The sequence below is a fragment of the Leisingera sp. NJS204 genome (assembly GCF_004123675.1).
Classification (GTDB): domain Bacteria; phylum Pseudomonadota; class Alphaproteobacteria; order Rhodobacterales; family Rhodobacteraceae; genus Leisingera.
In genome coordinates, this window is sequence record NZ_CP035417.1 from 649,160 (window position 1) to 668,863 (window position 19,704).

Genomic DNA, 19,704 nt, shown 5'->3' on the forward strand with positions numbered 1-19,704 from the left:
CCACCTTTCTAAGTTTGAGTTGCAAGGAAATTGCAGGAAGTGGCCGTATAGCAAAGGCCGGCTATTTTGTCTAGTAGGGTATCAGGACGCTGAAAGCGGGAGGGTGACATGACCGAAGACCAGGATCGCGCGCAGGACGATATCAAGGAAAAGCTGCTGGATGCGGCGTTGAATCATGTGCCGTTTGACGGCTGGTCCGAGGTGACATTCCGGGCCGCCTGCCAGGACGTGCAGGTGGCTGAAGTGCTGGCCCATGCGGTTTGCCCGCGCGGCGGGGTGGACCTGGCACTGGCCTATCACGCCCGCGGCGATTCGCGGATGCTGGCGCGGCTGGACGCCGAGGACCTGTCCGGCCTGCGGTTCCGCGACAAGGTGGCGGCGGCGGTACGGTTCCGGCTGGAAGCCGTGGATGACAAGGAAGCGGTGCGCCGCGGCACAACGCTGCTGACACTGCCGCAATATGCCGGCGACGGGATCAAGGCGATCTGGGGCACCTGCGATCTGATCTGGGAGACGCTGGGCGACGGCTCGGATGATCTGAGCTGGTATACCAAGCGCGCATCGCTGGCCGGGATCTATTCCGCCACCGTGCTGTTTTGGCTGGGCGATGACAGTCTTGAGCATCAGGCAACCTGGGAATTTCTCGACCGCCGGATCGGCAATGTGATGGATTTTGAAAAGCTGAAGGCAGGGCTGCAGAAAAACCCGCTGCTGAAGCCGTTGCTGGTGGGGCCGAACTGGCTGGCCGAACAGATCAAGCCGCCAAAAGGGCGGGACGATCTGCCGGGGTCGATTAACCCGCGGCGGTAGGGCGGAGGCCAGAGGTGCCTGGGCTGTCACCGCTGCCACTCCCGGTAAAAAGCAAAGGCAGGCTTTCAGTACCCTGAAGCACATTACTCAAATGCGTGCCGCCCCATGCTGCCCTGGTGCAGAATGCATTCCCTGCGCCGGCAAATGTGCCTTGGCCGGGCGGCGATGACCAGCCGGAGCATTTCTCCCGTTAATCCTAAGTAAACCTCTGCCGCACTATGCAGAAGGCATTGCCGCAGCTCTGGTGCGAGCGCTGCTCAGCATGTGGGCAGCCAGTCTGCCGTTGATCGTCAAACGGGCTGCTTGAGTACATTGCGAGCGAAACCGGCAGTGTGCTGATGAAACTGGAATTTTCAGTTGAGGGGTATTTCAATGGGAAAAGTGAATGTCAAAATCGGCGGGTTCGGGCACAGCGATAAGTGGGATCCGCTTGAGACCTCGGGTCTGGGAGACTGCATCTGCATTGTGGCCTATGACAAGAACAAGCAAGTCGGCACGATGCACCATTTTGTGACGACATCCTGCCGGAGCGGTCCTCCCGAAGACATAACGATTGACGACAAACCGCTCAAGGCGGCGAAGGGGAAGCTGGACCAGGCCTTCAAGAAGGGGCACCCGAAGGGGACGAAAATTACAGGATACCACGTCAAGCTTGGCAAAGAATGGACTGCAAACAAGTACTTCAAGGGTGATCCGAACAAGGCATTGACGGCCGCGTGCAAGAGTGTCTTCAAAATTGCTCCGAAGCTCTCAGGTACCAAAGCCACATTTGATTGCAGCACCGGCAAGCTGACCTAAGCCCTGCCAGTCTACCGGTGGCGCTTTTCTTGGCGCCACCGGCGTTCCGCTTGATCCAGCGTGTGCCGGTGCCCCGGGCTTTTGCACAGTTGCCCGGCACCTTCCAATGTCCTTGCTGGGTTTGCATTCCGTTCGGGCAAGAGTCTTCTCCCGGATCGTGCTGTCCGCAAAGCGCCCCAACTGCGGCGCCTTTGCTGTTTGCGCTCACCCGGACGGGTGCTAGGCAAGGGGCAAGGATCAGGAGGACAAATTGCCATGACAGAGATGATGCGCGCGGTGGAGATCACCAAACCCGGCGGGCCGGAAGTGCTGCAGCCTTGCCAGCGCCCGGTGCCGCAACCGGGCCACGGCGAGGTAGTGATCAAGGTGGCCTATGCCGGGGTGAACCGGCCCGATGCGCTGCAGCGCGCGGGCGCCTATGATCCGCCCAAGGGTGCCAGTGACCTGCCGGGGCTGGAAGCCTCGGGCGAGGTGACGGCTGTGGGAGCAGGCGTCAGCGGCATCCGTGCGGGCGATCTGGTCTGCGCGCTGCTGCCCGGTGGCGGCTATGCGGAATATGTGGCGGCTCCAGCCGCCCATTGCCTGCCGGTGCCTGCCGGACTGGATCTGAAACAGGCGGCCTGCCTGCCGGAAACGTTTTTCACCGTCTGGTCCAATGTCTTCACCCGCGGCGGGCTGAAAGCGGGCGAGCGTTTCCTGGTGCATGGCGGCTCTTCCGGGATCGGCACCACGGCGATCCAGCTGGCCAAGGCCTTTGGTGCGCGGGTGTTTTCCACCGCCGGGTCGGATGCGAAATGCCAGGCCTGCCTGGATCTCGGCGCCGAACGCGCAATCAACTACCGCGACGAGGATTTCGTCAAGGTTCTGAAGGCCGAAGGCGGCGCTGATCTGGTCCTCGACATGGTCGGCGGCGACTATATTCCGCGCAATGTGAAGGCAATGGCCGAAGACGGCCGCCTGGTGCAGATCGCCTTTCTGCAGGGGCCGAAGGTGGAGCTGAACTTTGCCCTGATGATGGTCAAGCGGCTGACCCTGACCGGCTCGACCCTGCGGCCGCAGAGCGATCTGGCCAAGGCGCAGATTGCCGGGGACCTGCGCGAAGCGGTCTGGCCCTTGATCGAAGCAGGCAAGGTGGCACCGGTGATGGACAGCGAATTTGCACTGGAGCAGGCCGCCGCTGCACACACGCGGATGGAAAGCTCCGGCCATATCGGCAAGATTGTTTTGAAAGTGGGCTGAAACTTCAGGCTGCCTGACACAGAAAGGCCGGCAGATCTGCCGGCCCGTTTTGATATGCGGATTTCCTTACTGCACGGCGCGCCGGTACAAATGCCAGGTCGCATGCCCCAGCACCGGCACCACAATGATCAGCCCGGCCAGGAAGGGAATTGCGCCCACCACCAGCGCGGTGCCGACGATCACCCCCCAGGTCATGCAAATAACCGGATTCTTGCGCAGCACCTTGATCGAGGTGGCCACGGCTACCGGCAGGCCCACATGGCGGTCCAGCAGCAGCGGGAAAGACACCAGGCTCATCGCCAGTGCGGCAAAGGCAAAGACCGCGCCTGTAATTCCGCCTGCAATGGCCATGATCCAGCCCTCGCGGGTGGTCACCACTTCCGCGGCAAAGCCCAGGATCGAAGCCGGCGGTTCCGGCCCCAGGGTGCGGCTGTAGATCATGTCCGCGGCCACCAGCCAAACAATGAACAGCACTGCCAGATACAGCCCCAGCACCAGAATGCCGCCAAACGCAGGCGAGCGGAGGACGCCGAAGGCATCCATCCAGCGCGGCTCAAACCCGGCTTCACGGCGCGAGGACATTTCATAAAGCCCAACCGCGGCCACCGGGCCAAGGATCGCAAAACCCATGATCATCGGCACGATCAGGGGCAGCAAATTCATCGACAGGCTCATTACGATCAGCGTGATGCCGATCAGCGGATAAAACAGCACCAGGAACATGGCATCGCTGCGGCAGGCGGCAAAGTCCTCCAGTCCGGCGGCCAGCGAATGTATGATGTCGTCCATGGTGAGCGTGCAGGCCTTGGGCAGTTCCTTGACGCCGTCGCTGCCCATTTCTTCGACCGTCTGGCCGATATGCTGCCCGGTGGATTCTGCCCCCTGCAGAAGCCAGCTGAGCGGGTTCCCGATTGTCTTTGCCATGCGCTTCTTCCTCCTCGCTGACCATAACGGAAGTGCCGTTCAGGCAGGGCCGGGCGCGGCACGTTTCATAATACTAGCACAAAACCCCGGGAAGTGTGGATCACAGGCCATTTATTGCCGCGCGCGCAGCGGGGCAGGGCTACTCCCGGCAAAGGGACAGGGGGGCAGCTGTGCGGATCACGCGGTCTGACAAAGGTGCGGGTTCTGCTTCTTTCTGGTGGAAAACACCCCAGGGTGAATTGGCCGTCAGGCCAAGAGGGGCAGCGCCCCTGACTCCGCCTCCGCCTTAGCGCACCGGCGCAAGGCGGGCGTTTTTCAACGTGCAGTCGCGGATTGCATCCCGCCCGCAGGGTACCGGCTGCAGTGTTTTCGACAGGCAGATGCGGGCTTCCTGGATGGCGCCGCTGCGGCAGGTGATGGTCAGGCTGTCTGGCGCCAGGCTTGGGTTTTCCTTGAGAAAAGCTTCCTCTACCACTGCGGCGGGCAGGGTCACGGGCTTGTTCAGCTTGCGAAAGACGGCGGGGCGGGCCACGTGCCGGTAGGCTTCGCGCATCAGGGTGTAATAGGCCCTTGCGCTGAGGCCGGAACAGGTGCCGTGTTTCTTCCACTGATGCCAGGCCAGGCCGGGGCTGCCCATGATATCCGCCATTTCCCGGCTCATGCGGCGGCTGGGCGGCGCTTCGGCTGTGCGGCAGTAACTGGGCCAGCCGCGGTTAAACTGCGGCCACAGCCCGTGCAGGGTCCAGCCGTAATCCTGGCGCGGCGCGCATTGCTCTGCGCGGCGCGCATCGCCTTCCTGCTCGCACCAGTTCGGCGACCAGCTGAGCGCCAGCACGTAATAGTCGAACTCCCCGGCCGGCTCGCCCTCTGCTGCGGCAAACGTGGCAAAACCTGCCAAAACAGCCGCCAGCCCCAGCAATAACTTGCGCATTGGCCTCTTTCCTTATGCAATGAAGCCGACTATACAGACCTGAAGTTCCCCGACAACGGAAACCAGACCCCGAAAGCGGGGCAGCCTTGATCCAGGCGGCGGGGAAGATGTGTTTTAAGGAGATGAGCGCATGGCAAAACCGTTGATGGCCAAGGCAACCGCCGTGTGGCTGGTGGACAATACCACGATCAGCTTCAAGCAGATCGCCGATTTCGTCGGCATGCACGAGCTGGAAATCCAGGGCATCGCTGATGGCGAAGTGGCCGCAGGTGTCAAAGGGTTCGACCCGATGGCCAACAACCAGCTGACCCAGGATGAAATCGACAGGGCGCAAGCCAATCCGCTGCACAAGCTGAAGCTCAAGTTCAACCCGGCTGCCGCCGGCGAGGAAAAGCGCCGCGGTCCGCGCTATACCCCGCTGTCCAAACGCCAGGACCGTCCGAACTCAATCCTGTGGCTGGTTAAATTCCACCCGGAACTCAGCGATGGCCAGATCGCCAAACTGGTCGGCACCACCAAGCCGACCATCCAGTCGATCCGCGAGCGCACCCATTGGAACATCTCCAGCATGCAGCCGATCGACCCGGTGGCGCTGGGCCTGTGCCGCCAGTCCGAACTGGATGCCGTCGTGCAGAAGGCCGCGGCCAAGAAAGCCGCCGAAGGCGGCGTGATGAGCGACGATGAGCGCCGCAAGCTGGTCTCTACCGAACAGTCGCTGGAGATGGACGCCGAGCCGAAGATCCCAAGCGCGATCGAGGGGCTGGAGACCTTTACCCTGGGCGGCGGTTTGAGTGATGATGACCGGAAGAAGGAAGAGGAAATCCCCGACGCGGACAGCTTCTTCAACCTGCCTGCTGGCGGGGACGACGAGGAAGACGACGAAGATCCCCGCTTCTGATCCCATCTGCCCCGGCGCTGCCGGCTAAAGAAATTTATTAAAAAGCCGCAGATCCTTTACTCAGGATTTGCGGCTTTTTCTGATAGAATTGACTCTCTACGTTACAATATGTTGACTATGTACCCCTGTTTTGCGCAGCATGATGTTGCGGGGCAGTTGTGTTCCAGATTGCCCGCAAAGACCAGGGTGCGGGAAAGGCCTTTTGTTCCGGGGCGGTTTTCCAAAGTGTAAGGAACGGGACGTTACAGAGTATTGCCAGCGGTCCGGCCTAGCAGGCCTGTCCGCAAAGGGATGGCAGGAGTACAAGCAATGGACGCAGCAGGGGCCGCGGCGCTTGGGGAAAGCAGCCGCTTGGATCTGGAGACACTGGCCTGTTTGAGCGGCCTGGAGTTCTGCCAGGAATTTGTGGATCAGCTGGCGCAGGCCTATGGGGCCGATCTGGTCACCGTGGGTGAGCTGAAGGTCATGGAGACCGAGCGCATCAAGGTGCTGGCAAGCTGGTTTGACGGGCTGCAGCTGGGGGATTTCGAATACGAGGCTTGCGTGACGCCGTGCCATGACGTGGTGCTGAGCGGCGATCCGCATGTCTTTCCCTGCGGGGTGCAGGAGCTGTATCCGGATGACGAGATGTTCATCGAGGAAGGCATCCAAAGCTATGTCGGGGTCGCCCTGAAAAACGCCGATGGCGAGGCGATCGGCCTGGTCCAGGCCTCGTGGCGCTATGAAATCGACGACGCCCTGGCGCAGCATATCGCGGCTGTAATGCAGCAATTCGCGCCCCGGCTAGGGGCCGAGACCGCCGGGCTGCAGACACTGGCCACGCTGTCAGTTCTGGCCGAAGGGCCAAGCGGCACATCTGCGCGTGAGGCCTTCCGGCAGCTGGCCGGGCAGCTGCAGGGCGCGCTCAAGGTGCGTTCGGCCTTCATTGCGGAATGCCTGGGCGACAAACCCGGGTGTTTCCGGGTGCTGGCCTGCTGTTTTGAAGGGCAGCAAATGGAGGAGGTGGAAGACACGGTTGTGCCTTTTGACGGCACCCCTTGCGCGTATTTAAAGGGGCGGGAGAAATTCCTGGTGCCGGACGGGCTGCAGGAGGCGTTTCCAGAGCAGGCACAGTTCCGCAGCCAGAACCTGCACTCATACCTGGGCATCCCGCTGACCGATATGAAGGGCAGGGTGATCGGCCACTTTGCGCTGCAGCACGACCGGGAAATCAAACAGCGCAAGCTGGAGACTGATCTGATCGCGCTGTTTGCTGCGCGGATCGGGCTGGAGCTGCGCCGCCGCAAGGCCGAAAGGCGCCGCGCCCGGGCGGAAGAGGCGCTGCTGATCAAGCGCAAGACCGAGAGCCTGGGATTGCTGGCGGGCACCATCGCGCATGATTTCAACAACCTTCTGGCCTCGATGCAGGGCCGCGCCGAACTGGCGCTGGCGCATCTGGAGGCCGCGCATCCGGCGCAAGGGCATTTGCAAGTGGTCGAGCAGGGGCTGCAGGCCTCTGCCTTGCTGGTCCGGCAGCTGTTGAATTACGCCAAGGGCGGCGGCAGCCGGGAGCAGGGGCCATGCGATCTGAACGGGATCGTGCAAGAGACCATGGCGCTGGTCCCGGTTGAGCGCAAGATGGGTAAACAGGTGGTGCTTGACCTGGAAGAAGGGGCGCTGACGGCGCAGATGGATCCGTCTCAGGTGGGCCAGCTGTTGCTGAACCTGGTCTTCAATGCGGCAGAAGCCATCGGGCCCGGTGCGGGCATTGTCACGGTGACCACACGCAAGACCAGCCTGAGCGATGCAGAGCGGCGCAAGCTGCTGAAGGGGCGGAACATGCCGGCCGGCGCCTGCCTGCTGCTGGAGGTGCGCGATACCGGCAGCGGTATGGGCCGCGAGACTGTGACCCGGATTTTTGACCCGTTCTTTACCACCAAACCCGGCGGACGCGGCCTCGGCATGGCCGCGGCGCTGGGCATCATCAGCCGCCATCAGGGCGGCTTGGCGGTTGAAAGCCGCGAAGGCGAGGGCAGTGCCTTCCGCTTCTACTTTCCTGCCTGCACCGCTGAGCCGGTGGCGGAAGCGTGCGCGGCAGGGCCGCCTGCGCAGCGGCGCGGTGCGGAGATCCGGCGGATCCTGGTGGTGGATGACGAGGAAACCGTGCGCCGGGCAGTGGCCGGGCTGTTGCAGCTGCGCGGCTGTGAGGTGCTGCAGGCCGATGGCTATGACGCGGCGCTGGCGCAGCTGCAGGCAGCAGGGCCGTTTGACGGCGCGGTGATCGACATGAGCATGCCGGGGCGCGGCGGCTGGGAGACCCTGGCGGGCCTGCGCAAGATCCAGCCCGGGCTGAAGGCGGTGATGATGAGCGGCTTTGCCATCAGCGCCGTGGCGGCGGGGTTTCCGGATCTGTCCCGGGTTCCGGTGCTGGACAAGCCGTTTACCAAGGAAAAGCTGTACAAGGCGGTTTTCACCTAAGGGCGGCGGCTTTGGCGCTGGCGGAAAGCTCCCGCGCCCGCATGTGCCCCTGGCGGGACCCCTTGGCGGCCTTGGGTCTGGCGCCGCGCTGGCGCGCGGCGGGATGCGCCCGGCAGAAACGTTGCATTTTGCTGCAGGATTATTGCGGGCAATGGCTGGTCAGCCTGCGCTAGGGCTGCTGGCGTCACGCAGCAGCCAGTCGCGGACCCGCTCGATCCGGCTGGTGCCCGTCTTGGCCTGGGGTGTCAGCAGATAATAGGCGCTGGCGGGGGTGCAGCGGTGCGGATGGGCCTGGATCAGCGTGCCCTCGGACAGCTCCCGGCGCACCAGCAGCTCCGGAAGAATGGCAACGCCATGGCCGTATTTCACTGCGTCGATCAGCATCTCGAACTGGCTGAACAACGGCCCGGTGGGGCGGGGAGTGAGGCTTCCGGTCTGATCCTCGAACCAAATCTGCCAGCTAAGCGGCCGGGTGCTGTGCTGCAGGGCCGGAAATTCCAGAAGCCCGGCGGCGGATGGCAGCGGGCCATCCAGCAGATCAGGTGCTGCAACGGCAATCAGGGTTTCCGGCATCAGCAGATCCGCGCGAAAGCCCGGCCAGGGCGGATCGCCCTGCACGATGGCCAGATCCACCAGGCTGGGGTCCACCTGGCTATTGTCCAGATAGGTGATGGTATTGATTGTCAGCCGCGGCTGCGCCTGTGCCAGCGTTGCCAGGCGCGGCATCAGCCAGCGGCTGCCCAGTGTCGGGTAGGTGCCGATATTGAGCGCGCCATATGGGTTGTCGCGGGTGCGCAAACGGTAAAATGTGGCTTCCAGCGCTTCCAATTGCGGTGCCAGCTCCTCCTGCAGCATCCGTCCGGCACCGCTGAGCTGCACCCGCTGGCGTTCACGCTTGAACAGGGTTTGGCCGGTCAGCGCCTCCAGGCTTTGGATCTGGCGGCTGAAAGCGCTTTGCGACAGGTTCATCTCCCGCGCTCCTCCGGCAAAGCTGCCGGCCCGGGCGGCAGCCTCGAAACACAAGAGGGCAGAGGTGGGCGGGATCTTGCGGCGCATGGCCCGCACTCTGCCATATGTTGCAATTTTTGCAATATAGTTTGCAAAATCTCGGCTTTTTCCCGGCCTCTTGGCCTGGCAGTATCGCATTCAAAGCATCATCCTCTTGCGATCAGCACAAAGAATGGGAACGCGCGACATGAGTTTTGAACCGCAGATCAACGACACCGATGTGCAGGCTGTCACCAGGGCCATGGGCACCCTGCCGGATTCTGCATCGGTGGCAGAGTTTGTGCCCGGACCGGGTATCCAAAGGCTGGAGTTGAAATTTGACATCGAAAAGCTGCAGGAAGCGCTGAAGGAGTGCCTGAAACGCGAGGCCTTTATGGGCGGCTTGCAGGACCAGGGCTTTGCCGCGCTGCCGCTGACCCAGCGGCCGGGCCAGACCGAATGGACCGCCAATGACCTGTCGGGCCGCTATTGGCTGCGCGCCGACAGCCGCTATGTCGAAGAGCCGCGCGAAGATCTGGTGCCGGAGGTGGATTTTTCCGAATTCAATCCCAAATTCGCAGGCACCTACTTCGAGCATGTGCACGCAGAGCTGGCCAAGCGGTTTCCGATCGGGCGCACGCGTGTGCTGTCCAAGGGGCTGTACAATTGCAACTCCTGGCACCGCGACCCGGAGCCGCGGCTGCATATTCCGGTGGTCTCCAACCCCGGCTCATTGTTCATCGTGAATCATCACGTCACGCATCTGCCGGCCGATGGCTCGGTGTATTTCACCGATACCCGCGGCTATCACACTGCGCTGAACGGCGGCGAAACCCGGCGGGTGCACATCGTGGCGGCGCTGGCTTATGATCAGGTGACGGAATGAGCCATTACGCAGGGCTTGCGGGCGCGGCGGGCGGCGGCGCCCTTTGCGATCTGCGCAGTGATACGCTGACGCGGCCAGATGCGGGCATGATGCGGGCGATCCAGGCGGCGGAGCTGGGCGACGACGTCTATGGTGAAGACCCGGCGGTGAACCGGCTGGAGGCTGTGCTGGCCGAGCGTCTGGACAAGGAGGCGGCGCTGTTCCTGCCCTCCGGCACGATGAGCAACCTGGCTGGTCTCTTGGCCCATTGCCAGCGCGGCGAGGAAGTCATCCTTGGCGCGGGCTATCACGTCTATGCCTATGAGGCCGCGGGGGCCTCGGTGCTGGGCGGGCTATCGCTGTGCCCGGTGCCGGTGCGGGACGATGGCGCGCTGGACCCGGAGGTGATTGCCGGGGCGGTCAAGGCGGATGACAGCCATCTGGCGGTGAGTCGACTGCTGTCGCTGGAGAACACCCATAACGGGCTTGCAGTGCCCCTGGCGGATATGGCGGCGGCGGCGGCGGCGGGCCGGACGGCGGGGCTGGCGGTGCATCTGGACGGCGCGCGGTTCTTTAATGCGACGGTGGCGCTGGGGTGTTCGGAAGCGGAGCTGGCCGGGCTGATGGATACGGTGTCCATCTGCCTTTCCAAAGGACTGGGCACGCCGGCCGGGTCGGTTTTGGCGGGGCCTGCAGACCTGATTGCCAAGGCGCGGCGCTGGCGCAAGATGCTGGGCGGCGGCATGCGGCAGGCAGGCGTGCTGGCGGCGGCGGCGCTTTATGCGCTGGAGCACAACGTGGCGCGGCTGGCGCAGGACCATGACCGCGCGGCGGAACTGGCGGATGTGCTGCGCGGTTTGGGGGCGGGGGAGGTTTCCCAGGCCACCAACATGGTGTTTTTCACTCCGGGGGACGGGCGCAATGATGCATTGCGGATGCATTTGGCATCTGAGGGCGTTGTAATCGGTGGCGGCAGTTCCGGCGCCATCCGCATGGTGCTGCACAAAGATGTGGATAACGGCCCATTGGACCGCGCGGTCCAAGGGCTAAAGAGTTTCTACTGCTGAAACCAAAGGCGGGCGTGGCTCCGGAAAATTCGAATTTTCCGGCCAAAATTCTTTGAAGAATTTTGCACGCCCGGCCGCACCGTCAGATTTCTTTCCGCGCCCTGAGCGCTGCAGAGATCGTGCCGTCATCCAGATAGTCCAGCTCGCCGCCGATCGGCACGCCCTGCGCCAGCGAGGTGAGCCTGACCTGCCCCTGCAACTGGTCGGCGATGTAATGCGCCGTGGTCTGGCCGTCGATGGTGGCGTTCAGCGCCAGGATCACCTCGCTGATACCTTCGGTTGCGACCCGGTCCGCGAGCCGCGGGATACGCAAATCTTCCGGACCCACGGCGTCCAGCGCCGACAGGGTGCCGCCCAGCACGTGGTAACGGCCCTTGAAGTCGCCTGAGCGCTCCATCGCCCAAAGGTCGGCGACATCCTCGACCACGCACAGCTCGCCATTGGCGCGTTCCGGGTCGGTGCAAAGCGGGCAGATCTCGCTGGTGCCGATATTGCCGCAGTTGAGGCATTCGCGCGCGGTGGCGGCGACCTCGGTCATCACATCGGCCAGGGGCGTCAGCAGCAGCGCCCGCTTGCGGATCAGATGCAGCACCGCACGGCGGGCAGACCGCGGGCCGAGCCCTGGCAGCTTGGCCATCAAGGCAATCAGGTCTTCGATATCGCTGGTGGAATTTCTGATCATGCTCCGGGCCTTTGTGTGCCTTGCAATATAGGCTGATTGCAGCAGTGAAGCGCAAGGGCAGGGCGGCAATATGTTCAGGGTTTGTTTTGCTTCGGCAACTGCAAGGGTAAGGGCAATTGAGCTGGCGGGCGGCAGGGCGTATCTGTTGCAGCACATCTTGCGCGGGAAAGAAAAGGGGCGGCAATGGGACGGCAGGACAACACCCAGCACCCGGTGCGTTTTGCCCGGCTGACCGGGATCGCGCCGCTGGAGATTGCCCGCCACATGTCAGATCCGCGGATGGCAGAGCATATGCCGCTGCTGACAGGCGCCTGGGACGAAGAAACTGCCAGAGACTTTGTTACCGCCAAGGAGAACTGCTGGCAAAGGGATGGACTGGGTCATTGGGCGTTTGTGCAGAAGGGGCAATATCTTGGCTGGGGCGGTTTTCAGAAAGAGGCGAACGAGTGGGATTTCGGGCTGGTCCTAAGGCCCGGCTGTTTTGGCCTGGGCCCGGCCATCGCCCGGCAAGCGCTGGCGTTTGCCCGCCGCGATCCGCGCATCCCTCATGTGACTTTCCTGCTGCCGCCGACGCGGCGCCATCTGCGGCCGCTGGCACGGCTGGGCGCGGTGCAAACCGATGAAGTGCTGTATGAGGGGCAGCGTTTTCTGAAATTCCGGTTGGAAACAGCTTGAACGAGGCAAAGAAAAAGGCGGCTCCTGACGGGCCGCCTTTAGATTGGCATCGCTGGCAGCGCTTAGAACGGCAGCTTGATGTCCTTGGGCAGACCCATGCTTTCGGTCAGCTTGGCCATCTCTTCCTGCGCCTTTTCCGCGGCCTTGGCCTGGGCGTCCTTAATCGCGGCCAGGATCAGGTCCTCGACCACTTCCTTGTCGTCGCCATTGAAGATCGACGGATCGATGTCCAGGCCTTTGAGGTCGCCCTTGGCGGACGCGGTCGCCTTGACCAGGCCGGCGCCGGCCTCGCCCGTCACCATTACATTGTGCAGCTCTTCCTGCATCTGGGCCATTTTGCCCTGCAGTTCCTGTGCCGATTTCATCATCTTGGCCATATCGCCAAGGCCGCCGAGGCCTTTGAGCATCTGTCATCTCCTGAGATTCCGGTTCGGGGCACAGATACGGGCCGCGAGGGCGTGAAACAAGGGGAGGATTGCCTCGGTGCCGGAGTTTAACACCCTTCCGCCCGGCCGACAGGCCGGGCAGCGCCTGACCTTCCCCCAAGGAAAGCGTCATCGCGGCCACCCAAGGTCAGGCGATGCCCGGGGTCGCTTTTGTCACCCGTCCTCGAACGGGTCCCATTCATCCTCCACCTCGGGCAGGGCCTCGGCGGCGACTTCGGCGGCCAGCTCCTGCGCCGTGCGGATGCGTTTGATCGTTGCCTTGGGAAAGCTTTCCAGCACCGCCTGCACCAGCGGATGCGCGGCGGCTTTCTCACGCAGGGCGTTCTCGGCGGCATCGCGGACCTCGGCAATCGTGGCTGCGTCGCCGTCCGGCGCGATCGACACCACCCAGCGCGCACCGGTCCAGTTCTGCAGCGCCGTGCCAAGCCGGGCCGCCAGGTCGCGCGGCGCTTGCGAGGATGGGGTGAATTCGATCCGTCCCGGCTGGTAGGAGACCAGACGCACGCCGCCCTCGACCTCGACCAGCAATTTCACGTCGCGATTGGTGCGGATCAGCTCGACCACATGTTCAAAGGACGGATAGCGCGCCAGTGCTGAGCTGACCTGCGGCGCCAGTGCCGCCATAGTGCCGCCGCCGCCATGTGCCACTGGCGCGCCGCCTGCGGGACCAGTTTGGCCGCCATGACCGGAAGCGCCGCCGCTGCCGCCTAAAGCCGGAGCGCCCATGCCCTGCATCGGCGCACCGCCGCCGGGGCCATTCGGCGGCGGAGGCGGGGTGTCCTTCAGCTTGCGGATCAGTTCTTCGGGGCTGGGCAGGTCGGCCACATGGGTCAGGCGGATCACCGCCATCTCGGCGGCCATCATAGCGTTTGGTGCCGCGGCGACTTCCTCCAGCGCCTTCAGCAGCATCTGCCACATCCGGGTAAGGACGCGCATTGCCAGCGCATCCGCCATCGCCTTGCCGCGGGCGCGTTCATCCGGGCTGACGGTGGGGTCTTCCGCCGCATCCGGCGTGATTTTCACCACCGAGACCCAATGGGTGATCTCGGCCAGATCGCGCAATACCGCCAGCGGGTCGGCGCCTTCGGCATACTGGCCGCTGAGTTCAGTGAGCGCGGCCGCCGCATCGCCGCGCAGGATCATGTCCATCAGGTCCAGCACCCGGCCGCGGTCGGCCAGACCCAGCATGGCGCGGACCTGATCGGCAGAGGTTTCACCGGCGCCATGGGAAATCGCCTGATCCAGCAGCGAGGTAGCGTCGCGGGCGGAACCTTCGGCGGCGCGGGTGATCAACGCCAGCGCGTCTTCGGCGATCTGGGCGCCCTCGGCGGTGGCGATCTTCCGCAAGAGCGCAATCATCACTTCCGGCTCGATCCGGCGCAAATCAAACCGCTGGCAGCGCGACAACACGGTCACCGGCACTTTGCGGATCTCAGTCGTGGCGAAGATGAACTTCACATGCGCGGGCGGTTCCTCCAGTGTCTTCAGCAGCGCGTTGAAGGCGCTGGTCGACAGCATGTGGACTTCGTCGATGATGTAGATCTTGTAGCGGGCCGAGGCGGCACGGTACTGCACGCTGTCGATGATCTCGCGGATGTCATTCACGCCGGTACGCGAGGCCGCGTCCATCTCCATCACGTCGACATGGCGGCCTTCCATGATCGCGGTACAATGCTCGCATTGGCCGCACGGGTCGGTGGTGGGGCCGCCCTGGCCGTCTGCACCGATGCAGTTCATGCCCTTGGCGATGATCCGCGCAGTGGTGGTTTTACCGGTGCCGCGGATGCCGGTCATAATAAAAGCCTGGGCAATCCGGTCAGCGGCAAAGGCGTTTTTCAGCGTCCGCACCATGGCGTCCTGCCCCACCAGATCGGCAAAGGTTTCGGGCCGGTACTTGCGGGCCAGAACCTGGTATTGGGATTGGCCGGATGTGCCGGAGGTGCCGCTGGGGGTATCGTTCATGATGTCTCGTACCGGATTCGGGATGCGGGGTGCTCCGCGTTGCGCGCAGGGTATTGAAGCGCAGCCCGTTCGTCCACCGCCGTTGGGCTGGTCCGGGGCCGCAAAAGAGCTTTGGGATTGCCTGCTTAACCGCTAGGCTGCAAAGGCAGGAGACTGCGGGGGAAATGCAGGAACGCAGCGGCTAAGGAGGCGGTATGCGAACTGAGGATATCCCGGAACCTGCGGCGCCGGACGGCGCGGCGCCGGCAGGCCTGACCATCCACGCGCTGTCAGCAGGCGGCGGTATTCTGGCGCTATGCCCGCTGCCCGGTGCGGGAGGCGATTACCGCAACGACCTGATCCAGATCTATCAGTGGAAACCGGGGCTGGTCATCTCAATGACCACCGAGGCCGAGCACGCAGCCGCAGATGTGCCGCGGCTGGGGATTGATATTCAAAGCATGGCCTGCCGCTGGCTGCATCTGCCGGTGCCGGATTTCCAGGTGCCGCCGCCCGCTGTGGCGGCGAAATGGACGGCGGCCAGCCGGTCTGCACGGCAAGCACTGGGCGGCGGCGGCCGGGTGCTGGTGCATTGCAGGGGCGGCTGCGGGCGGTCCGGCATGGCGGTGCTGCGGCTGATGATCGAATGCGGCGAATCCCCGGCGCAGGCGCTGGCCCGGCTGCGGGCGGTACGGCCCTGTGCGGTGGAAACCAAGGACCAATTGCACTGGGCCTGTTCACCGTAGAACAGCCGCCAGAGGCGCACTGCAAAGAGATACTGCACCGCCCGGCCGATAAGCCGGGCAGCATTCTTCAGGTATTCAGTTAAAGCGCCAGCATCTGTTCCGCCTGCCGTGCTTCGGCGGTTTTCGGCAGCGCCTCCATCAGCGCGCAGGGGCGGGTGTCCAGCTTGGACGCGGCAAAACCGATACCGTCGCGGCTCAGGATAGCATCGGCAAAGCGGTCCAGCCCCTCGCGCGGCGCCTCTTCACCGACGTCGCAATACAGCCGGATCCGGTCATGGCTGGCGGCAAACTGCGCCGGGCAGTTGCGCGGGCAGCCGTCCAGCGCGGTGGTGCCGGTGATCTCAAAATCCTCCTGGGTCAGCGGCTTGGCCTTGGTCATCGCTTCGGCCAGTTTGGCGATCATCCGCTCTGCCGCGGGGCAGGGGCGCCCCAAATACTTGCAATCTGTTGCCGCATAGAAATGCGTCTTGTCGGTCCACATCATATCTGCGCCCTCCGCGCGTGGCACGGGGGTTTGGGGGACAAGAGACCGGATGAAAGACGGATCACAGCCGCCGCAGCCATCAGACCCTGTCCGGACACCCCGCCCGGGTTCGAGTTACACGTCCGATGGCAGGTCTCCTGACTTGCGGGTCGTCGCTTTCCCGATCCTTCCCGGCCTCGTATTGAGGGGCCAGTGGCTCTATCGGGGTCGCTCGCCGCTTACAGTTGCGGGGGCAGTCTCGGACTTGGCCAGCTTGCGCGGGCCGTACCGTGTTCCCTTTTCATCCCGGACACAAGATTCTGTGGCTCGGGAACCATCGCCACAAGCGGTAGCGGCAGGACGCCTGAGTCGTCAATCGTTTTTCTGCATCTGCAAATACAGCCCGCGGATCACATTCGAGTCCCGCCGCACCCGTGCCAGCTGCCAGCCGCCCTGCAGCAGGATATAGAAATTCTCCGCCGCCGCGCGGGCCTCAGGTTCAGGCAGGCCCAGGCGGCGGGCGTGGCGGGTGGTTTCAGTAATCCAGCCCTCGAACAGATGCGCGGCGTGCTGGTGGAACGCCTCGTTCTCCGGCCCTTCGAACAGGGTGGCAGAGACCGGGCAGCCGCTCCATTTTCCTTGCTTGTCAAACAGTTTCGCCAGTTTGTAGCAGACCGTCTTGGCCCCCTCCCGGAAGGTGGGCGCCGGGGTGAAAGACGCCTCGATCAGCAGCAGCATCTGCCCTGACGCCCAGTCCGCCGCGGCCAGGGCCAGGTCGGATTTGCCACTGGGGAAATGGTGGTAGAGCGAGCCCTTGGGCGCCCCCGCCTCTGCCAGTAATTCCGCCAGTCCGGTGCCGCTGTAGCCCTTGTTGCGGAACAGGCCGGCAGCGGCGCGGATCAGCCGCTCGCGGGTCGGGGGCGGGCTGGTTCCGCCCGCCTTGGCTGTCGTCACGTCATTCATGGCGGCAGCTTGACAGCATTGGACCGATTGGTCCAGAGATGGATTGGACCAATCGGTCTAGGCCAATCGACTCAGGAGGTTGCCATGCTGGATAAAAGCGCAGGACATACCGCGGTTATCCGCGAGGAAGAACTGCAGTTTGCATCCGGCACCCACTTGCTGGCTGGGCGGCTGTACCACCCGGCGGGGCAGGCGCGGGCAGCAGTGGTGCTGAATGGCGCAACCGGGGTGCCGCAGCGCTATTACCGGCATTTCGCACGCTGGCTGGCAGCAGAGCAGCAGGTGGCCTGCCTGACCTATGACTACCGGGATTTCGGAGACTCGGCGCGGGGCCATCCGCGCCGTTCCGATGCGACAATGGCTCAATGGGCGCTGGAAGATCAGCCGGCTGCCCGGGCCGAACTGCAACGGCACTATGCGGGCGTGCCGTTGTGGGTGATCGGCCATTCGCTGGGGGCAATGCTGATGCCCCTGCAGGATGGCCTGAAGGACGTCGCCCGCATGATCGTGGTTGCGGGCGGCTTGGTGCATCACCACGATCATCCCTGGCCCTACCGCGCGCTGGCGCTGGCTTTCTGGTTCGGCCATGTGCCGCCATTGGTCCGTGCCTTGGGGTATCTGCCCGGGCGCGCGGTGGGGTTCGGGGCCGATTTGCCCGCCGGGGTGTACTGGCAGTGGCGGCGCTGGTGCACCACGCCGGGCAGCTACCTGCCGGAAACCGGCTCGGCCTTGCCGCGGCCCAAATGGGCAGACGCCGGCGTGCCGGTGGATCTGTATGCGATGGCGGATGACGACGTTGTGCCGCCTGCGGCCGTTTGGCGGCTGGGGGACGTCTTTGGCGATGTGCCGCAGTGCCGGACGGTGCTGGTGCCGCAGGAGGCGGGCGTGCAGAAGATTGGCCATCTGGGCGCCTTTGCCCGCGCCAACGCCGCCCTGTGGCCGCGGCTGCTGCCGCCGCAATAGCACGGCTTCCCCCAAACCTTGGAGTCAGGCGGAGCGGTTCAGCCGTTCTTCGGTGATCCGGGCATAGTCGGCCAGCCGCAGCTTGAACCGGCGGGTGAGGTTGCTGCGGGCCAGTTTCAGCGATTGCACCAGCAGCCGGCCGGTCAGGGTGGTGGGCGCCAGTTTCAATTGCACCGACATCCGGGTCCGCCGCGGCGACAGCGCCAGCAGCTCGATCTCCAGTTGGCCGTCCAGGCCGCTGCCGCTGCCGGTCAGCGCCAACCCGGTGACCGGGGTATAAGACGCCAGTGTCAGCCGGATGTCGCGCTGTTTGCCGCGAAACCGAAAGCCGATATCCCAGGCCAGGCCGTTTTCAGGATGCGCGGTATCGCCAGTCCGCTCTACGTCGATGCCGCGCCGCAGGGCCGAGCGCTCAAGCAGGCTGAAATCGGAGATCGCGCCAAAGACGTCGGCAATCGGGGCTTCGATATCTTCTTTGCTTTGAAATTCCATGCTCGCCTGCTTCAGTTGCGCCGCCGTGCTGCCGCGCTGTTTTTTGCAATATGCGCTTTAGTCCAGCGTGTCCGCAAGCCAGTTTCGGAGCAGAAAATGCGCAATTGCTCCCTGACGTGACGGCTTTAGAACCGGGTGTTCGCCTGCAAAGACCGTCATCATCTCCTGGCGGCTGACCCACAGCGCGTCTTCGATCTCAGCCGGGTCGATGGTGATGTCCGTGCTCAGCGCCTCGCCCGCGCAGCCGAACATCAGCGACATCGGAAAGGCCCAAGGCTGGCTGGACAGGTAGCTGACCGGCCCGACCTGCACGCCGGTTTCTTCAAATGTTTCGCGGCGCACGGCTGCTTCCAGCGTCTCACCCGGTTCGACAAATCCTGCGAGCAGCGAATACATCCCCTCGGGCCAGCCGGGCGAACGGCCCATCAGCACAGCATCGCCATGGGTGATCAGCATGATCACCACCGGGTCGGTGCGCGGGAAATGCGGTGCCTTGCAGGCGGGGCAGATGCGCTGCCAGCCGGCCTGCGCCAAATCGCTGGGCGCGCCGCAAGCTGCGCAAAACCGGTGGCTGCGGTGCCAGGCCAGCAGCGCCTTGGCGGTGGTGGCCAGTTCCGCCTCCAGCGGTGTGAGGCAGGTCATCACCCGGCGCAGCTCGGCAAAGGCATGGGACGCGGGCAGATCAGGGTGCTGCTGCTCGCTGGCATCGGCAAAACTGCTGAGCGCCTCCTGATCCAGGCCTTCGGGCTGCCAGCCGCTGATATCGCAGGCAAAACACGGCGCACCGCCAGGTGCCAGGCCAAGAAACAATGCGGCATCCTTGCAGTCAGCGGCCAGCGGATGCACCGGATCGGTCCAGCCCAGCCCGCAGGGCAGATCCGCATCCCTTTCGCGCCGGGTCAGCGGCTTGCCGCGCCACATCAGCAGCACCTGCGCCTCCGCGCTGTTCCAGGCCGCTTCCAGCGCAGCGGTATCCAAGCGCAGATGGGCCGCCCGCTCCAGCCCGCCGCCGCCGAAAGTCACTTGTTCTGCGTGTTTCATTGCGGCTCTCCTTTGGCTGGCTGCGGTTTTTTCGGGTGCCATGGATGAAATAGCGCCATCCATGGCAGTGTGCCGCAGGCGTTGCCAGCAATCGGCGGCGATCTGCGCTTGCCTGTCACTGCACCGCCACACCTGCCGGGCGGGAATTGCGGCTTTTCACTGCTGGACAGGGCGCGCCGGCCGGTTTGAAGCCTCGGCAGCAGGAAAAAATCAAATGCAATAAAAAGGGTTCTTTGCAAATCGTTAAAACGCTGATTCAAATAGCCTCAAACCAAGAACGGCACCAAACGGTGCGGGAAGGAGCAGCAGCAGGCGG

General features: G+C 63.9%; 21 protein-coding genes and 1 riboswitch. Of the genes, 10 read left to right on the top strand and 11 right to left on the bottom strand.

The genetic code is table 11. From position 1 onward, the window contains the following. The first annotated feature begins 108 nt into the window (after positions 1-108). From ETW24_RS03270 to ETW24_RS03280, 3 genes are all read left to right on the top strand, one after another. Entirely contained in the window at positions 109-810 is a 702-nt protein-coding gene (locus ETW24_RS03270; RefSeq protein ID WP_129369727.1) for a COQ9 family protein, read from the top strand. Positions 811-1,182: 372 nt separating this feature from the next. After that, positions 1,183-1,608: a hypothetical protein gene (locus ETW24_RS03275; RefSeq protein ID WP_129369728.1), complete on the top strand. Its 426-nt coding sequence runs from the start codon at positions 1,183-1,185 to the stop codon at positions 1,606-1,608. Between the two features lie 255 nt (positions 1,609-1,863). Continuing rightward, positions 1,864-2,847 carry an NAD(P)H-quinone oxidoreductase gene (locus ETW24_RS03280; protein WP_129369729.1) on the top strand — a complete coding sequence of 328 codons (984 nt, stop codon included), beginning with the start codon at positions 1,864-1,866 and terminating at the stop codon, positions 2,845-2,847. 66 nt (positions 2,848-2,913) lie between these two features. On the opposite strand, the gene ETW24_RS03285 is transcribed toward ETW24_RS03280, so the two are convergent. Next, positions 2,914-3,771 carry a DUF2189 domain-containing protein gene (locus ETW24_RS03285; protein WP_129369730.1) on the bottom strand — a complete coding sequence of 286 codons (858 nt, stop codon included), beginning with the start codon at positions 3,769-3,771 and terminating at the stop codon, positions 2,914-2,916. A gap of 286 nt (positions 3,772-4,057) precedes the next feature. Next, the gene (locus ETW24_RS03290; RefSeq protein WP_129369731.1) at positions 4,058-4,702 is read right to left on the bottom strand and encodes a ribonuclease T2 family protein; all 645 of its coding nucleotides are present in this window, start codon (positions 4,700-4,702) and stop codon (positions 4,058-4,060) included. Positions 4,703-4,832: 130 nt separating this feature from the next. On the opposite strand from ETW24_RS03290, the gene ETW24_RS03295 reads away from it, so the two are divergent. Continuing rightward, positions 4,833-5,600, top strand: a complete 768-nt coding sequence (locus ETW24_RS03295) for a DUF1013 domain-containing protein (RefSeq protein WP_129369732.1) — start codon at positions 4,833-4,835, stop codon at positions 5,598-5,600. Between the two features lie 309 nt (positions 5,601-5,909). Then, on the top strand, positions 5,910-8,057 hold the full coding sequence (locus tag ETW24_RS03300; RefSeq protein ID WP_129369733.1) for a hybrid sensor histidine kinase/response regulator: 2,148 nt from the start codon (positions 5,910-5,912) through the stop codon (positions 8,055-8,057). Between the two features lie 159 nt (positions 8,058-8,216). On the opposite strand, the gene ETW24_RS03305 is transcribed toward ETW24_RS03300, so the two are convergent. Further along, positions 8,217-9,113 carry a LysR substrate-binding domain-containing protein gene (locus ETW24_RS03305; protein ID WP_129369734.1) on the bottom strand — a complete coding sequence of 299 codons (897 nt, stop codon included), beginning with the start codon at positions 9,111-9,113 and terminating at the stop codon, positions 8,217-8,219. Positions 9,114-9,252: 139 nt separating this feature from the next. Between ETW24_RS03305 and ETW24_RS03310 the strand changes: the two genes are divergently transcribed. After that, positions 9,253-9,930, top strand: a complete 678-nt coding sequence (locus ETW24_RS03310) for a hypothetical protein (RefSeq protein ID WP_129369735.1) — start codon at positions 9,253-9,255, stop codon at positions 9,928-9,930. Further along, complete coding sequence (gene ltaE / locus ETW24_RS03315; RefSeq protein ID WP_129369736.1) at positions 9,927-10,976, top strand: low-specificity L-threonine aldolase; 1,050 nt, start codon at positions 9,927-9,929, stop codon at positions 10,974-10,976. The genes ETW24_RS03310 and ltaE overlap by 4 nt, the downstream gene beginning before the upstream one ends. Before the next feature lie 82 nt (positions 10,977-11,058). On the opposite strand, the gene recR is transcribed toward ltaE, so the two are convergent. Beyond that, a complete protein-coding gene (gene recR, locus ETW24_RS03320; RefSeq protein WP_129369737.1) occupies positions 11,059-11,658 on the bottom strand; it encodes a recombination mediator RecR in 600 nt (199 codons plus the stop codon). 183 nt (positions 11,659-11,841) lie between these two features. Between recR and ETW24_RS03325 the strand changes: the two genes are divergently transcribed. After that, a complete protein-coding gene (locus ETW24_RS03325; protein WP_129369738.1) occupies positions 11,842-12,333 on the top strand; it encodes a GNAT family N-acetyltransferase in 492 nt (163 codons plus the stop codon). 62 nt (positions 12,334-12,395) lie between these two features. Here ETW24_RS03325 and ETW24_RS03330 read toward each other — a convergent pair whose 3' ends face one another. Both ETW24_RS03330 and ETW24_RS03335 read right to left on the bottom strand, forming a co-directional pair. Continuing rightward, positions 12,396-12,740 (bottom strand): YbaB/EbfC family nucleoid-associated protein, encoded by a 345-nt coding sequence (locus tag ETW24_RS03330; protein ID WP_024088825.1) that lies wholly within the window; start codon positions 12,738-12,740, stop codon positions 12,396-12,398. 192 nt (positions 12,741-12,932) lie between these two features. Continuing rightward, positions 12,933-14,741, bottom strand: coding sequence for a DNA polymerase III subunit gamma/tau (locus ETW24_RS03335; RefSeq protein WP_129369739.1), 1,809 nt, complete (start codon positions 14,739-14,741; stop codon positions 12,933-12,935). Between the two features lie 194 nt (positions 14,742-14,935). On the opposite strand from ETW24_RS03335, the gene ETW24_RS03340 reads away from it, so the two are divergent. Beyond that, on the top strand, positions 14,936-15,466 hold the full coding sequence (locus tag ETW24_RS03340) for a protein-tyrosine phosphatase family protein (RefSeq protein WP_129369740.1): 531 nt from the start codon (positions 14,936-14,938) through the stop codon (positions 15,464-15,466). Between the two features lie 79 nt (positions 15,467-15,545). Here the strand turns inward: ETW24_RS03340 and ETW24_RS03345 are convergent, their stop codons facing one another. Both ETW24_RS03345 and ETW24_RS03350 read right to left on the bottom strand, forming a co-directional pair. Beyond that, on the bottom strand, positions 15,546-15,950 hold the full coding sequence (locus ETW24_RS03345) for a hypothetical protein (RefSeq protein WP_129369741.1): 405 nt from the start codon (positions 15,948-15,950) through the stop codon (positions 15,546-15,548). A gap of 110 nt (positions 15,951-16,060) precedes the next feature. Further along, positions 16,061-16,283, bottom strand: a riboswitch (cobalamin riboswitch). 18 nt (positions 16,284-16,301) lie between these two features. Next, positions 16,302-16,892 (bottom strand): TetR/AcrR family transcriptional regulator, encoded by a 591-nt coding sequence (locus tag ETW24_RS03350; protein WP_129369742.1) that lies wholly within the window; start codon positions 16,890-16,892, stop codon positions 16,302-16,304. Between the two features lie 84 nt (positions 16,893-16,976). Between ETW24_RS03350 and ETW24_RS03355 the strand changes: the two genes are divergently transcribed. After that, positions 16,977-17,855, top strand: coding sequence for an alpha/beta hydrolase family protein (locus ETW24_RS03355; protein WP_129369743.1), 879 nt, complete (start codon positions 16,977-16,979; stop codon positions 17,853-17,855). Positions 17,856-17,879: 24 nt separating this feature from the next. Here the strand turns inward: ETW24_RS03355 and ETW24_RS03360 are convergent, their stop codons facing one another. Genes ETW24_RS03360 through ETW24_RS03370 form a run of 3 tightly spaced genes read right to left on the bottom strand, consistent with a single transcriptional unit; the run spans position 17,880 to position 19,648 of the window. Next, positions 17,880-18,347, bottom strand: a complete 468-nt coding sequence (locus tag ETW24_RS03360; protein WP_129369744.1) for an SRPBCC family protein — start codon at positions 18,345-18,347, stop codon at positions 17,880-17,882. A 57-nt stretch (positions 18,348-18,404) separates the two neighbouring features. Continuing rightward, complete coding sequence (gene nudC / locus ETW24_RS03365; RefSeq protein WP_129369745.1) at positions 18,405-19,388, bottom strand: NAD(+) diphosphatase; 984 nt, start codon at positions 19,386-19,388, stop codon at positions 18,405-18,407. Further along, positions 19,385-19,648, bottom strand: coding sequence for a hypothetical protein (locus tag ETW24_RS03370; protein ID WP_129369746.1), 264 nt, complete (start codon positions 19,646-19,648; stop codon positions 19,385-19,387). Before ETW24_RS03370 ends, nudC begins: the two co-directional genes overlap by 4 nt. Positions 19,649-19,704: the final 56 nt, after the last annotated feature.

Excerpts from the sequence above, each read along its gene's own strand:
- recR (WP_129369737.1), bottom strand. The coding sequence starts at position 11,658 with ATGATCAGAAATTCCACCAGCGATATCGAAGACCTGATTGCCTTGATG.
- ETW24_RS03325 (WP_129369738.1), top strand. The coding sequence starts at position 11,842 with ATGGGACGGCAGGACAACACCCAGCACCCGGTGCGTTTTGCCCGGCTG.
- ETW24_RS03280 (WP_129369729.1), top strand. The coding sequence starts at position 1,864 with ATGACAGAGATGATGCGCGCGGTGGAGATCACCAAACCCGGCGGGCCG.
- ETW24_RS03285 (WP_129369730.1), bottom strand. The coding sequence starts at position 3,771 with ATGGCAAAGACAATCGGGAACCCGCTCAGCTGGCTTCTGCAGGGGGCA.
- ETW24_RS03335 (WP_129369739.1), bottom strand. The coding sequence starts at position 14,741 with ATGAACGATACCCCCAGCGGCACCTCCGGCACATCCGGCCAATCCCAA.
- ETW24_RS03290 (WP_129369731.1), bottom strand. The coding sequence starts at position 4,702 with ATGCGCAAGTTATTGCTGGGGCTGGCGGCTGTTTTGGCAGGTTTTGCC.
- ETW24_RS03350 (WP_129369742.1), bottom strand. The coding sequence starts at position 16,892 with ATGAATGACGTGACGACAGCCAAGGCGGGCGGAACCAGCCCGCCCCCG.
- ETW24_RS03275 (WP_129369728.1), top strand. The coding sequence starts at position 1,183 with ATGGGAAAAGTGAATGTCAAAATCGGCGGGTTCGGGCACAGCGATAAG.
- ETW24_RS03270 (WP_129369727.1), top strand. The coding sequence starts at position 109 with ATGACCGAAGACCAGGATCGCGCGCAGGACGATATCAAGGAAAAGCTG.
- ETW24_RS03360 (WP_129369744.1), bottom strand. The coding sequence starts at position 18,347 with ATGGAATTTCAAAGCAAAGAAGATATCGAAGCCCCGATTGCCGACGTC.
- nudC (WP_129369745.1), bottom strand. The coding sequence starts at position 19,388 with ATGAAACACGCAGAACAAGTGACTTTCGGCGGCGGCGGGCTGGAGCGG.
- ETW24_RS03295 (WP_129369732.1), top strand. The coding sequence starts at position 4,833 with ATGGCAAAACCGTTGATGGCCAAGGCAACCGCCGTGTGGCTGGTGGAC.
- ETW24_RS03340 (WP_129369740.1), top strand. The coding sequence starts at position 14,936 with ATGCGAACTGAGGATATCCCGGAACCTGCGGCGCCGGACGGCGCGGCG.
- ETW24_RS03355 (WP_129369743.1), top strand. The coding sequence starts at position 16,977 with ATGCTGGATAAAAGCGCAGGACATACCGCGGTTATCCGCGAGGAAGAA.
- ETW24_RS03345 (WP_129369741.1), bottom strand. The coding sequence starts at position 15,950 with ATGATGTGGACCGACAAGACGCATTTCTATGCGGCAACAGATTGCAAG.
- ltaE (WP_129369736.1), top strand. The coding sequence starts at position 9,927 with ATGAGCCATTACGCAGGGCTTGCGGGCGCGGCGGGCGGCGGCGCCCTT.
- ETW24_RS03330 (WP_024088825.1), bottom strand. The coding sequence starts at position 12,740 with ATGCTCAAAGGCCTCGGCGGCCTTGGCGATATGGCCAAGATGATGAAA.
- ETW24_RS03310 (WP_129369735.1), top strand. The coding sequence starts at position 9,253 with ATGAGTTTTGAACCGCAGATCAACGACACCGATGTGCAGGCTGTCACC.
- ETW24_RS03305 (WP_129369734.1), bottom strand. The coding sequence starts at position 9,113 with ATGCGCCGCAAGATCCCGCCCACCTCTGCCCTCTTGTGTTTCGAGGCT.
- ETW24_RS03300 (WP_129369733.1), top strand. The coding sequence starts at position 5,910 with ATGGACGCAGCAGGGGCCGCGGCGCTTGGGGAAAGCAGCCGCTTGGAT.